Consider the following 12,984-nt stretch of genomic DNA (forward strand, 5'->3'; position numbering starts at 1 on the left):
AATTTTGTGTAAATGTATTTTCACGAATCGGCCGTGTAAAGAAAAAAACTTTCACAGGGACCTATGGTTTTCCCTAGGTCGAAGGCCCGCGCACGGATCGGGGGCGAGCCTGGCTTCGTCACGGTGCAATGCACCAGTCCAAACGCCGGCGTTGCGCCAGGATCGTGCGACGCAGCACGCTACAATCGCACCCTTCTCCGATTTGCCTTCAAGCGCAGTTTTTCGTGATCCGATTCGACGACCTCGTCCTCCAGCGTGGCACCAAGGTGCTGTTCGACCACGCCACCGCCACACTCAACCCCGGTGAACGGGTCGGCCTTGTCGGCGTGAACGGCAGCGGCAAATCCACGCTGTTTTCCATGCTGCGCGGCGAGTTGCATGCCGACGGCGGGGAAGTCGCCATCCCGCCCACCTGGCAGGTCGCCCACGTGGCGCAGGAAACGCCTGCCGTCGACCGCAGCGCGCTCGACTACACGCTCGACGGCGACACCCGCCTGCGCGACATCGAACGCCGCCTCGCAGCAGCCGAAGCCGCGCACGACGGCCATGCGCAGGCCGAAGCCCACACCGCCTTTGCTGATGCCGACGGCTACACCGCCCCGGCACGCGCGCAGGCGCTGCTGCTCGGTCTCGGTTTCACGATGGCGCAGACGTCGCAGCCGGTGGCGAGCTTCTCCGGTGGCTGGCGCATGCGCCTGAATCTGGCGCAGGCGCTGATGTGCCCGTCCGACCTGCTGCTGCTCGATGAGCCGACCAACCACCTGGATTTGGATGCGGTGGTCTGGCTGGAAGACTGGCTGTCGCGCTACGCCGGCACGCTGGTGATGATTTCCCACGACCGCGAATTCCTCGACGGCGTGTGCAACGTCACGCTGCATATCGAGAACCAGAAGCTCAAACGCTACGGCGGCAACTACACGCAATTCGAGACGCAACGCCTGCAGCAGATGGCGCTGCAGGAAGCGTCGTACGCGCGGCAGCAAAAACAGATTGCGCATCTCGAATCGTTCATCACGCGCTTCAAGGCCAAGGCCAGCAAGGCCAAGCAGGCGCAGAGCCGCGTCAAGGCGCTGGAGCGCATGGAGCGCCTGGCGCCCGTGCATGCGGCGGCGGGCTTCTCATTCGAATTCCGCGAGCCCGATGCGGCGCCCAACCCGATGCTCACGTTTGAAGGCGTCGATTGCGGGTATCCCGGCCCGAGCGTTGATGAGCCCATCACCATCCTCAAACACCTGACGTTTTCGATCCAGACCGGCCAGCGCATCGGCCTGCTGGGAGCCAACGGCCAGGGCAAGTCGACGCTGGTGAAAACACTGGCGGAAACGCTGGCGCCGCTGTCCGGCACGATCCGGCGTGGCAAGGGCCTGCAGATCGGCTACTTCGCTCAGCATCAACTGGAAACGCTGGACGATCACGCCTCGCCGCTGCTGCACTTGGCGCGTCTGGCGCCGGACGTTCGTGAGCAGGAGCTGCGCGACTTTCTCGGCAGCTTCAACTTCCGCGGCGACATGGCGACCTCGCCCATCGAGCCGTTCTCGGGCGGCGAGAAGGCGCGCCTGGCGCTCGCTCTGATCGTCTGGCAGCGCCCCAACCTGCTGCTGCTTGACGAGCCGACCAACCACCTGGATCTCGACACGCGTGAAGCGCTGACGATGGCGCTGGCCCAGTTCGACGGCACGCTGATCCTCGTCTCACACGACCGCCACTTGCTGCGTGCCACGACCGACCAGTTTTTGCTCGTTGGCCAGGGCACCGTCGCCCCGTTCGACGGCGATCTGGACGACTACCGCGATTGGCTGCTCAAGCAAGCCGCCGCCAAGCGTGCTGCCGCCAGCGCACAGGCTGCTCCGGCCGATACGGATGGCGCGCCGACCACCAACCGCCGCGACCAGAAGCGCGAAGAAGCCGCCGAACGTCAGCGCCTGAATACGCTACGCAAGCCGCTGCAAAAGAACGTCGACGCCATCGAAAAACGCATGGCGCCGCTGCAAAAGGAAAAGGCGGACATCGAAGCCTTCCTCGCCGACGGGGCTGCGTATGAAGACGCCAACAAAACACGCATGATGGAAAGCCTGCGCCGCCAAGCGGAGTTGAACGCCGAACTCGACGAACTCGAAGAGCGCTGGCTCGAGCTGCACGAACAACTCGAACAAATCAATTGAGGCTGGCGTGCCCGGCCAAGGAGACCTGTTGATGACATCGCCGTCGCCGGACACCGCCACGCATCAACCACTGACCGGCGTGCGCGTGCTCGACCTCACGCGCCTGCTGCCCGGCCCCGCTGCCACGCGCCACCTGGCCGACCTCGGCGCAGAAGTCATCAAGATCGAAGACCCCGGCCCCGGCGACTACGCGCGCGACATGATGCGCACCTCCGCTGACCGCGCGGCCGAGCGCCCGAGCCTGTTCTTCCGCACGCTCAATCGCGGCAAGACCGAAATGCGGCTCGACCTGAAACGCGCCGAAGACCGCGAAGCCCTCATCGAACTCGTACGCCACGCCGATGTGCTGATCGAGAGCTTCCGCCCCGGCGTCATGGCGCGCCTCGGTGTCGGCTGGGACACCCTGCGTGCGGCCAACCCCGCGCTCGTCATGTGTTCCATCAGCGGCTACGGCCAGGACGGACCGCTCGCGCAAGCCGCCGGGCACGACATCAACTACGTTGGCTATGCGGGCATGCTCGATCAGCTCGCCAGCGCAGACGGCACGCCCATCGTCCCCAACGTGCAGATCGGCGACCTGCTGGGCGGCGCGCTCACAGCGGTGGTCGGCATCCTTGCCGCGCTGGTCGACGCGCGCGCCACGGGCCACGGCCGCTACGTCGATGTCTCGATGACGGACTCGGTATTCGCGCACAACCTGATGGCGTTCTTTGCGGTCGGCACGCGCGGCAAGGCCAGCCCTGCAGGCAGCGACCTCCTCAATGGCGGCGTGCCGTGCTACGGCGTCTATCGCACGGCGGACGATCGCTTCATGGCCGTCGGTGCACTCGAATTGAAGTTCTGGCAGGTGATGTGCGACGTCATCGGCAAGCCCGAATGGAAAGACCGGCACTGGGCGCTTGGCCAACGCGTCGGCGGCGATGAGGCACGGGCCATTCGCGACGAACTGGCTGCGCTCTTCCTGACCGCCACGCAAGCCGAATGGACCGCGCGTTTTGCCGATGCCGATTGCTGTGTCACGCCCGTGCTGCGCATGGAAGAAGCGCTACAACATCCGCTCTTTGTCGAGCGCAACAGCGTCGTGAAGGAGAACGGCGAGCCTGTGCAGCTCGCCCTGCCGCTAAGGTTTGCCGACTGACGAGTCGGCACGATCCAGCGCATCGAGCAGCCGCCCGGCTTCTTCCAGCTGGTGCTGGCTGAACACGCGGATGCCGTGTTGGCGCAGCAGCGCCGCCGTCACGCCCTCGCCTTGCTGCAGCTGGCTGGAAAACGTCCCGTCGTAGAGAAACGCAGAACCGCAGGACGGACTGCGCTCGGTAAGCACGGCGACTTGCACGCCGGCCGCCTGCGCCGCTTCCAGTGCGCGTTGCGCGCCTTGCAGAAACGCTTGGGTGACATCGTGGCCGTGGTGTTCGACGACACGGGCTGCGCCGCGCAGCACCGCCGCGCCGCCGCCTTCACCGTGAATTTCCGCGGGCAGACGCGGCACCGGCAAACCGCCAGCCATCTCGGGGCACATTGGCACAATGCGCCCTTCCATCTGCCAGCGCGCCAGGATGCCGCCTTCAGTGACGACCGTACCGCCGTCATAGCGCACCGGTTGGCCTAGCAAGCAGGCACTCACCAGCACGCGTTGCATGATCTGCGGCTCCGGCTTAGCGGCGCTCGCGGCGGATCATCCCCACCACCAGCGTCAGCGAAAGAATCAGCAGCCAGATCAGCGACCACACCGGCACCGACAGGCCCAGCACGGGCGGCATCGGCCCGACGCACAGGCCATCGGCTTCGAACACTTGCGGCAACCATTTGGCAGTCGGCAGCGCGTTGACCCAGTTCTCAATCGGGTCGATCCCGCACGTTGCCTTCGGGTTCAGCAGCAGCGATACGTGGTACCCCGCCACACACAGGCCGGCCAGCCCCGACAGCATCCCCAGGCCATGCCACAACAGCCGCGTGGCCGACGAAAGCGCCGCCAGCAGCGAGAACACGCCAATGCCCAGGAACGCAAACCGCTGGAGGATGCACAGCGGGCACGGCTGCAGGCCCTCAACGTGCTGCAGGTACAGCGCATAGCCGACCAGCCCGAAGGAGATCACGGCAATCAGCAGGAAAAAGGCGCGCGAGTTGGCTTGCATGGCGGCGTTAGTTCAGAGGGAGTAGAGAAAAGTTGGCGGATTATCGCACCGCAACGGCGCGCGCATTTTCAAATGGCACGAGCGATACCGTTGCGAAATTTTGAACGATCAAGCTTCCAGTGCCCGCACGCGGTCGATGGCCTGCTCAATGCGCTCGACGGCAATGACCTCCAGCCCGTCGATCGCCTGCTTCGGGGCGTTGGATTTTGGGATCACGGCAATCGAGAAACCCAGCTTGGCGGCCTCCTTCAGGCGCTCCTGGCCGCGTGGCGTGGGGCGGATTTCTCCTGCAAGACCGATCTCGCCAAACACCACCAGCCCACGCGGCAGCGCCTTGTTGCGCATCGACGAGTGGATCGCCAGCAGCACCGCCAAGTCCGCCGCGGGCTCGGTAATTTTCACGCCGCCCACCGCGTTCAGGAACACGTCCTGGTCAAAGCACGCAATGCCGGCGTGGCGGTGCAGCACCGCCAGCAACATCGCCAGGCGGTTCTGCTCCAGGCCCACCGCAAGACGGCGCGGATTCGGCACGTTGGCCGTGTCCACCAGCGCCTGGATTTCCACCAGCAGCGGCCGCGTACCTTCCTGCGTTACGAGCACGCATGAACCCGGCACCACCTGCTCGTGCTGCGAGAGGAACAGCGCCGACGGATTGGCCACGCCACGCAGACCACGCTCCGTCATCGCAAACACGCCCAGCTCGTTGACGGCGCCAAAGCGGTTCTTGAACGCGCGCACCAGGCGGTAGGCGGAATGCGTATCGCCCTCGAAATACAGCACCGTATCGACAATGTGTTCGAGCACGCGCGGGCCCGCCAGCGCGCCTTCCTTGGTCACATGGCCGACAAGAATGGTGGTTACATCCAGTCGCTTGGCAATGCGCGTCAGTTGCGCCGCGCATTCGCGCACCTGGGCCACTGAGCCGGGCGCCGAGGTCAGCGCCTCGGAATACAACGTCTGAATCGAATCGATGACGACCACCTCGGGCTTTTCCACCTCGATGGTCGCCTGGATGCGCTCAAGCTGGATCTCGGCCAGCAACGCCAGGTTCGGGCTCTCGACCCCCAGGCGCCGCGCACGAAGCGCGATCTGCGAGCCCGATTCTTCGCCGCTCACATACAGCACCCGCCGATCGGCCGACAGGTTGGACAACGCCTGCAGCAACAGCGTCGATTTGCCGATCCCGGGATCACCGCCGATCAGCACCACACCGCCGCTGACCAGGCCACCGCCCAATACGCGGTCAAATTCGTCGATGCCGCTGGAGAAGCGCGGCACGTCCACCGCGTCGATGTCCGACAGTTTGCGCACCGTCGCGCTCGATGCCAGCGACTGGAAGCGCGCGCCGGCGCCGGACGTCGGCTGCGCGACGGTTTCCACCAGCGTGTTCCACTGCTGGCAATTCGGGCACTGCCCCGCCCACTTCGGTGCCGTGCCGCCACATTCGGTGCACGTATAGACCGTCTTGCTCTTGGCCAAACAACCCCCTGCTTACGGCGCCGCGCATGGGCGGCGGCCGCTTGATCTTTGTATTGACGGTGCCGCGCTCAAGCGGCCTTGCCCAGGTCGCTGGCGTCTGCCGTGCTGACCGGCTCGACCGACACCGGCACGCGGGGCGCCAGTGCGCACATCAGCTCATAACCGACCGTGCCGGAGGCCTGTGCAACGTCGTCGATCGGCAAGCCTTCGCCCCACAGCGTGACGGGCGAGCCGACACGCGCCTCGGGCACGCCGGCCAGGTCAACGGTAATCATGTCCATCGACACACGGCCCACGATGTGCGTGCGCACGCCATTGACCAGCACCGGCGTATGGTTGCCGTCCCAGCCCGGCGCATGGCGCGGGTAGCCGTCGGCATAACCGCACGCGACGATGCCGATGCGCATCGGATGCTCCACGGTAAAGCGAGAGCCGTAACCAATCGTCGCGCCCGGCTGCAGATCCTGAATGGCGATCAGCTCGCTCTTGAGCGACATGGCGGGCATCAGGCCGGTGCCATCAATGTCCGCCGCCACGCCCGTCGGCGACGCGCCGTACATGATCACGCCCGGGCGCACCCAGTCGCGATGCGCCTTCGGATGCCACAGCGTGGCCGCCGAGTTGGAAAGCGACGCCTCGCCCGGCAAACCTTGCGTGGCCTGTTCAAACGCGGTGAGCTGATGCTCAATGCCGCGCGGGCCGTCGGCATCGGAAAAATGCGTCATGTGGACGATCGTGCCGACGCCCGAAATGGCCCGGGCGCGCTCCCATGCGGCGCGGTAAGCGGCGGGCGCGAAGCCGAGACGACTCATCCCCGTATTGATCTTGAGCTGCACGCTGATGGGGCCTTTCAGGCGCGCCAGTTCCAGCATGCGCAGTTGCTCTTCGCAGTGAACGGTTGTGGTCAGGCGGTACTGCTCGACAATGGCCAGATCTTCCGGCTTGAAAAAACCTTCGAGCAAGAGAACCGGCCCCTGCCATCCAAGTTGGCGCAGGCGGACGGCCTCGTCCAGGTCGAGCAGACCGAAACCATCGGTCTGGCGCAAGCCTTCATACACGCGTTCGATGCCGTGGCCGTAAGCGTTGGCTTTGACGACAGCCCACACGCGCGAATTGGGCGCATGGCGGCGGGCAACCTGGAGATTATTGGCAAGTGCTGGACCGTGGATGACGGCCTGGATGGGTCTTGGCATGACGGCAAACCTGCAAAACGTGAATGCGATGGCGCGCTCGTGGCGCGGCGTCGGTGCTGCAATGCAACAGGCAAATAGGCTGTGAGCGGGCCGTGCGCCCTGCCTCACGCGGTGAGCGTTCTATTTGACCACAGGACGCCAACTGGTTCGCGCCCGTCATGAGCGTGCCAAAAAAGAAAGTGCGCCGCCGTCACCGGAAGCGCACAAGTTTCGTGATATAAAGCCGTTCAATTTAGGCATGGGAAAACCGTCGCGATCCGCTGCCGGCATGGAGAAAGTTGGGCACCAGCCACTTCTTTTTGCGCGGCGACGTCACATCTGGTTTGACCATGCAAACAGGCGAGACCAAAACAAGCTGCGGGCGGAACGCATGGCCCGAACGCCTGTCAGTGAAGATTCCCGCGGTTGCCCGGCGATGCATCTCTTGCAGCACAGGACGGGCCCCGTCCAAGGGAACCACAATCCGGGGAGCCCGCACGGGCGCTGGCTTCAAGGCCGCGGCCGCGCACCTGTGCGCTGCGCGGCCGGTCAGCCGACGCATCGCTCGGCCGGCACCTCCGGGGGGCGCTTCCGTGTGCCGGCACGCTGCCGGCAAGACGTGAAGACGAACATGGCACCGCGGTCTACGGGGACGAATTCGAAGGTATGAAGAAGGGCTTTTACACCATCATGGCGGCGCAGTTTTTTTCGTCGCTCGCCGACAATGCGCTGCTTATTGCCGCCATCGCCCTTCTGACAGAGATGCATGCGCCGCAGTGGATGACCCCGCTGCTCAAGTTGTTCTTCGTACTCTCTTACGTTCTACTTGCCGCCTTCGTGGGCGCGTTCGCCGATTCCCGGCCCAAGGGCAAGGTGATGCTGATCACCAATGCCATCAAGCTGGTCGGTTGTGGCGTGATGCTTACCGGTCTGCACCCGTTGCTTGCCTATGGCGTGGTCGGCTTCGGTGCGGCGGCGTATTCGCCGGCCAAGTACGGCATCCTTACCGAACTCCTCCCCCCTGAAAAGCTCGTCGCCGCCAATGGGTGGATCGAAGGCCTGACCGTCGGCTCAATCATCCTGGGCACCGTGCTGGGTGGAGCGCTGATCTCCAACCATGTCTCGGCCTGGCTGCTGTCGTTCGACATCCCCGGGCTCGAGCGCATCGACACGCCGGCCGAAGCGGCCATGCTGGTGATCATGGTGATCTACCTGATCGCCGCGCTGTTCAACACGCGCATTCCCGATACCGGCGCACGCTATCCGCAGCAGGAAAAGAATCCGGTACGTCTCATTTCCGAGTTTGCCGACTGCTTCAACGCCCTATGGCACGACAAGCTGGGGCAGATATCCCTGGCGGTGACGACGCTGTTCTGGGGTGCCGGCGCCACGCTGCAATTCATCGTGCTGAAGTGGGCCGAGCAATCGCTGGAACTGAACCTCTCGCAAGGTGCCATTCTGCAGGCTGTCGTGGCCGTGGGGGTGGCCGCCGGCGCCATGGCTGCGGCGGTCAAAATCCCGCTGCGCCGCTCGCTCGACGTGCTGCCGGTGGGCGTTGCAATGGGCGCGGTCGTCATGCTGATGGCGTTCTACACCAAGCACACGATCCCGGAAATCACGTTCCACATCGGCCACATGAAGCTGCCGCTGTACATGATGATCGCCTACCTGTTCCTGATGATCGTGGGCGCCATGTCGGGCTTTTTCGTGGTGCCGATGAACGCGCTGCTGCAACACCGCGGGCACGTTCTGCTCTCAGCCGGACACTCGATTGCGGTGCAGAACTTCAACGAGAATGTCTCGGTGCTGCTGATGCTGTGCCTGTACGCGCTGCTCATCAAGCTGAACGTGTCGGTGGGCGTGGTGATCGTATCGTTCGGCATCTTCGTCTGCCTGACGATGGCGCTGGTGATGCGCCGGCATCGCGTCAACGAAAAGCTCTTCCACACCGCCGCGCTCATCGGCGAAGACAAGCACCACTGACGCAGTGCCCGCCCCGCCGAACGGGGCTTACTGGCCGCCGCGCTCTGTGTAGATGTTGCGCGCCAGGCAGAGGTCTTCCCATGCACGCGCCTTATCGGTCAGCGTGCGCAGCAGGTAGGCTGGGTGATAAGTCACCACCACGGGCACGCCCTCCACCTCATGCACCTTGCCGCGCAGCTTGCCCACAGGCGTCTGCAGCAGGTTCTGCGCGGCAATGCGCCCCAGCACAACGATGATGCGCGGCTTGACCAGCGCAATCTGACGCTTGAGATACGGATCGCACATCGCGGCTTCGTCCGGCTCCGGATCGCGATTGCCAGGCGGGCGGCACTTGAGCACGTTGGCAATGAACACGCCCTTCTCGCGCGACAGGCCGATCGATCGCAGCATGCTGTCGAGCAGCTTGCCGGCCTGGCCGACGAACGGCTCGCCCTGCTTGTCTTCCTGCTCGCCCGGCGCCTCACCGATCAGCATCCATTCCGCCTCGCGATCGCCGACGCCGAAAACGGTGTTCGTGCGGCGCTCGCACAGCTTGCACGACGTGCAGTTCGAAACGGCGGCTTCGAGCTGCGCCCAATCGAACGCGGCGATACGCTGGGCGCGCGGGGCAGCCGAGTCCGACGGCACTTCCATGGCGGGCGGCTCGACTCGCGCTGCAGCGGGCTCCGCAGCCACAAACGAAGCAGCCTCAACCTCCACGGCAAGGGGCTCAGCGACGGCGGCTTCGACGGCCTCCAATGCAGCCGGCTCAGCGCCGCGCAATGTCCATTCGGTCGAAACGCCCAGCGCTTCTAGCATTCGGGATCGACGATTCATGCAGCCTCCACCCCGCTTGCCTCACACACCATGCGCATGACGAGCGCGTCTTCGCGCGTGTTGTTTTCGGCCGGGTAATAGCGCTTGCGCCGGCCGATCTCCGCAAACCCGATACGGTGATACAGCGCAATCGCACCGGTATTGGACGGGCGCACTTCCAGCAGCAGGCTGCTGAAACCATGCACCAACGTGAGTGCCGTGGCCAGACGCAGCAGCCAATGGCCCAGCCCTTGCCGCTGCCACGCCGGCGCAACGGTCACATTGAGCAGGTGCATCTCATCGACCACCGGCATGAGGATCAGGTAGCCAGCGACCTCGTTGCCCCCGTCACGCAGGACGATGCCGATGTGGCCGGACTTGAGCGAATCCTCAAAGTTGCCGCGGGACCAGGGAAACGTGAACGCCGCCTGCTCGATCGCCGCGACGCCCGCCAGATCGAGTGCGGTCATGCGCTCGGCGCGCCAGCCTGCCGGCAACGGCGCTTGCGCGATGACGCCGGCCAGCGCGTTCTCGATCAGGCTCATGGCTGTGCACCTGCGGCAGCAGCCTTGGCTTGCTGCACAGCCTGCCGCTCTTCAATGGTGAGCGCAACCTTGTCACGCACATAGAGCGGCGCCGCCTCTTCGGGGCGCACCGTATGGCCGGCAGCCAGGAGGCGCAGACCCACGGCGATGATCTCGCGGGCGTGCGGCGCGACTTCCGGCAACACCGCAGCGGCGCCTGCAGCAATGCTCAACTGATCGCCGAACACCGCTGCGGCATTGCCCGCCAGCCAGTACGGCTGCGGCGGCGCGGCAACGCTCTGCGGCCCGCTCACCTGAATGGCGGAAAGCGCGTGCCAGCCCGAGGCATCCTGCGCCGCATCAACCGGCACGAAGCTGGCCCAGTAGCACTCGTCCATGCGCGCGTCGAGGGCGATGGTCACGGCTGTGCCGGTAGGCAATGTTGTGCGCGTCTGTTCCGCGCAAGCGACGAGGGAATTGACTGGCACGACGGGCAAGTCCGCACCAAACGCCAAACCCTGCGCCACGCCGCACGCTGTGCGCAGGCCGGTGAACGAACCAGGGCCGGCGCCAAAGGCAATCGCCGCGCAATCGGCCAGGGCGATACCCACCTCGGCCAGCAATTCGGAAGCCGCCGGCAGCACGCGGCTACTGGAGCGCGGACCGGTGTGTTCATGACGGAACAGCGTGCGCGTGCCATCACCAAGGGCGACGGAGCAGAACTCGGTGGAGGTGTCGAAAGCAAGAATCCAGGGCATGGCGGCATTGTACCGGCTGGTGTGGTGCCCGAAGGCGCAAACCCGTGGCCACCCACGGGGAAAACGCGCTAAAAATCGATCGGAAAACCGAAGCCATCCTCGAATTCAAACGGCCCGACCGTACAACCCCGGCGCTATCATCGCCAGACCATTGTTTTCAGCCGGGAATCATCATGAGCGACCTGCAAGCCCGTTTCGACCAAGCCCAAATCGATGTCAAGGGCCTCTCCGAACGCCCCGCCAACATGACGCTGCTGCGCCTGTACGCGCTGTACAAGCAAGGCGCCGAAGGTGACGCGCATGGCGACAAGCCGGGCTTTACCGACATCGTCGGCCGCTACAAATTTGAGGCGTGGGAAGGTCTGAAGGGCACGTCGCAGGACGAAGCCAAGCAAAAGTACATCGACCTCGTCGAAGAACTGAAGAGCGGCGCGACGACCTGAGCGTCGAATCGCCAAACGAAGAACCGGGCCCCGCGCCCGGTTTTTTATTGCGCTGCAGGAATGGCGGACGGCAGCGCTCGGCGGCGCATGCGCCACGCAGCCAGCACGGCCAGCGCGCACAGCGTGCCTAGAAAGATGAACGTCTCGTCGAAGGCCAAGATGCGAGCCTCGGGGTCGACCGCGGCGCCATGCACGGTTTCGATACCGCGCGCAGCGAGCCGCCATTGCAGAAAAATGCCCGTAGCCGACACACCGATCGCCCCACCCAATTGACGCAGGAAATTGACGGCGCTGGAGCCTTGCGCGATCAACGTGAAATCGACACCGCGCATGGCACCCAGGCTCAGCGATGGCAGCACGAAACCGAGCCCGATCCGTCCGACGATGGCAATGGCAATCAACAGCAGGTAGCTGGTCGCACGCGTGTTGGTTGCCATCAGGAAGAACGAAAGCGCCAGCGCCGCCAGCCCGAACGACACCAACCGGAACGGCTCGATGCGATTGGTCAGCCGCCCCGCCAGCATGATCGTCACGGCTAACACGAGCCCTGCGGGCAAGAGCACGAGCCCCGCGCGCGACGGGGCATAGGCCAGCGCCACCTGCATATACACCGGCACCAGATACGTTGAACCGTACAGCCCCGCCCCGTAGATGAATGCCACCACCGCCCCCATCGCAAATTGTCGGTAGCTGAAGAGGCGCAGGTTCAGCAAGGGCGACTCCACCCGCCGCTGCCAAAATACGAAGCCCGCGACACACACGGTCGACACGAGCATCAGCACGATGCCGAGCGTCGCGTCGCTGTGCAGCGCGACTAGGCCGTTGAGCAGCGTGACCGTCGCGCCGCCGATGAGCAGCAGGCCGCGCCAATCAAGCGGTTTGGGCTCGCCCGCCATCGACGAGTTGACGGCCATGAAGCGCCGGGCCATCGCCCAGCCGATCAGCGTAAACGGCATCACTACGAAGAAGATCGAGCGCCAGCCGAACAACTCCACCAGGAAACCGCCCACGCTCGGGCCCACGGCCGGCGCCAGCACGACGCCAAAGCCGAACAGGCCAAACGCCTTGCCCTGCTCCCGTTCGGGAAACACGCGCAGGATCAGGATGTTGGGCAGCGGCTGCATGATGCCGGCCGCAATGCCCTCCACGACCCGCATGGCGATCATCACTTCGTAATTGGGCGATAAGCCGCCCGCCAGACCGCCCACGCCCAGCAGCAGCAACGCGCCGATGAACGTACGACGCAGCCCGAAACGCAGCAGCAGCCAGGGCGTCAGCAGCATCGACAACGTCATCGCCACCATGAAGCTGGCCGACACCCACTGGGCGCGTTCCTGCCCGAGCACGAAGTGCCGGCTCAGATCGGGAATCGCCACGTTGACGATGGTGGCTGAGATGACGGACGACACCGCCCCGACCATCAGCGTGAACAGCACGAGCCACTTGAAGCGCTCGCCGTAACGCGCGCGCAGGGCCTCCAGGGTGGGCGTGAATGTCGTCATGGTCTCGTTGTAGTGATGTATGAGACGACCA

At 64.8% G+C, this 12,984-nt stretch carries 12 protein-coding genes; 4 read left to right on the forward strand and 8 right to left on the reverse strand.

What is annotated here, in order from left to right:
* Nucleotides 1-224 precede the first annotated feature (224 nt).
* Both NG898_RS12735 and NG898_RS12740 read left to right on the forward strand, forming a co-directional pair.
* The gene (locus NG898_RS12735) at nt 225-2,162 is read left to right on the forward strand and encodes an ATP-binding cassette domain-containing protein (RefSeq protein WP_252692624.1); all 1,938 of its coding nucleotides are present in this window, start codon (nt 225-227) and stop codon (nt 2,160-2,162) included.
* A gap of 31 nt (nt 2,163-2,193) precedes the next feature.
* The gene (locus tag NG898_RS12740; RefSeq protein WP_252692625.1) at nt 2,194-3,300 is read left to right on the forward strand and encodes a CaiB/BaiF CoA transferase family protein; all 1,107 of its coding nucleotides are present in this window, start codon (nt 2,194-2,196) and stop codon (nt 3,298-3,300) included.
* Here NG898_RS12740 and NG898_RS12745 read toward each other — a convergent pair.
* The 4 genes from NG898_RS12745 to alr form a co-directional block, all read right to left on the reverse strand.
* Nucleotides 3,283-3,801 carry a 2-thiouracil desulfurase family protein gene (locus NG898_RS12745; protein WP_252692626.1) on the reverse strand — a complete coding sequence of 173 codons (519 nt, stop codon included), beginning with the start codon at nt 3,799-3,801 and terminating at the stop codon, nt 3,283-3,285. The two genes, NG898_RS12740 and NG898_RS12745, sit on opposite strands and share 18 nt — an antisense overlap.
* A gap of 16 nt (nt 3,802-3,817) precedes the next feature.
* On the reverse strand, nt 3,818-4,297 hold the full coding sequence (locus NG898_RS12750) for a disulfide bond formation protein B (RefSeq protein ID WP_252692627.1): 480 nt from the start codon (nt 4,295-4,297) through the stop codon (nt 3,818-3,820).
* Between the two features lie 108 nt (nt 4,298-4,405).
* Nucleotides 4,406-5,776 (reverse strand): DNA repair protein RadA, encoded by a 1,371-nt coding sequence (gene radA / locus NG898_RS12755; RefSeq protein WP_252692628.1) that lies wholly within the window; start codon nt 5,774-5,776, stop codon nt 4,406-4,408.
* Nucleotides 5,777-5,844: 68 nt separating this feature from the next.
* Nucleotides 5,845-6,969 (reverse strand): alanine racemase, encoded by a 1,125-nt coding sequence (gene alr / locus NG898_RS12760; protein ID WP_252692629.1) that lies wholly within the window; start codon nt 6,967-6,969, stop codon nt 5,845-5,847.
* Between the two features lie 645 nt (nt 6,970-7,614).
* Here alr and lplT point away from each other — a divergent pair.
* Complete coding sequence (lplT, locus tag NG898_RS12765) at nt 7,615-8,931, forward strand: lysophospholipid transporter LplT (RefSeq protein WP_252692630.1); 1,317 nt, start codon at nt 7,615-7,617, stop codon at nt 8,929-8,931.
* Nucleotides 8,932-8,958: 27 nt separating this feature from the next.
* Here lplT and NG898_RS12770 read toward each other — a convergent pair whose 3' ends face one another.
* Genes NG898_RS12770 through tsaB form a run of 3 tightly spaced genes read right to left on the reverse strand, consistent with a single transcriptional unit; the run spans nt 8,959 to nt 11,008 of the window.
* Nucleotides 8,959-9,747: a uracil-DNA glycosylase gene (locus NG898_RS12770; protein WP_252692631.1), complete on the reverse strand. Its 789-nt coding sequence runs from the start codon at nt 9,745-9,747 to the stop codon at nt 8,959-8,961.
* Nucleotides 9,744-10,271: a ribosomal protein S18-alanine N-acetyltransferase gene (rimI, locus tag NG898_RS12775; protein WP_252692632.1), complete on the reverse strand. Its 528-nt coding sequence runs from the start codon at nt 10,269-10,271 to the stop codon at nt 9,744-9,746. The genes NG898_RS12770 and rimI overlap by 4 nt, the downstream gene beginning before the upstream one ends.
* Nucleotides 10,268-11,008, reverse strand: coding sequence for a tRNA (adenosine(37)-N6)-threonylcarbamoyltransferase complex dimerization subunit type 1 TsaB (gene tsaB, locus NG898_RS12780; RefSeq protein WP_252692633.1), 741 nt, complete (start codon nt 11,006-11,008; stop codon nt 10,268-10,270). Before tsaB ends, rimI begins: the two co-directional genes overlap by 4 nt.
* A gap of 173 nt (nt 11,009-11,181) precedes the next feature.
* Here tsaB and NG898_RS12785 point away from each other — a divergent pair, with 173 nt between their 5' ends.
* A complete protein-coding gene (locus tag NG898_RS12785; RefSeq protein ID WP_004626591.1) occupies nt 11,182-11,451 on the forward strand; it encodes an acyl-CoA-binding protein in 270 nt (89 codons plus the stop codon).
* Between the two features lie 44 nt (nt 11,452-11,495).
* Here NG898_RS12785 and NG898_RS12790 read toward each other — a convergent pair whose 3' ends face one another.
* On the reverse strand, nt 11,496-12,953 hold the full coding sequence (locus NG898_RS12790; RefSeq protein WP_252692634.1) for a DHA2 family efflux MFS transporter permease subunit: 1,458 nt from the start codon (nt 12,951-12,953) through the stop codon (nt 11,496-11,498).
* Nucleotides 12,954-12,984 lie beyond the last annotated feature (31 nt).

The sequence above is a fragment of the Ralstonia mojiangensis genome (genome assembly GCF_023955645.1).
GTDB classification, from domain to species: Bacteria; Pseudomonadota; Gammaproteobacteria; order Burkholderiales; family Burkholderiaceae; genus Ralstonia; species Ralstonia mojiangensis.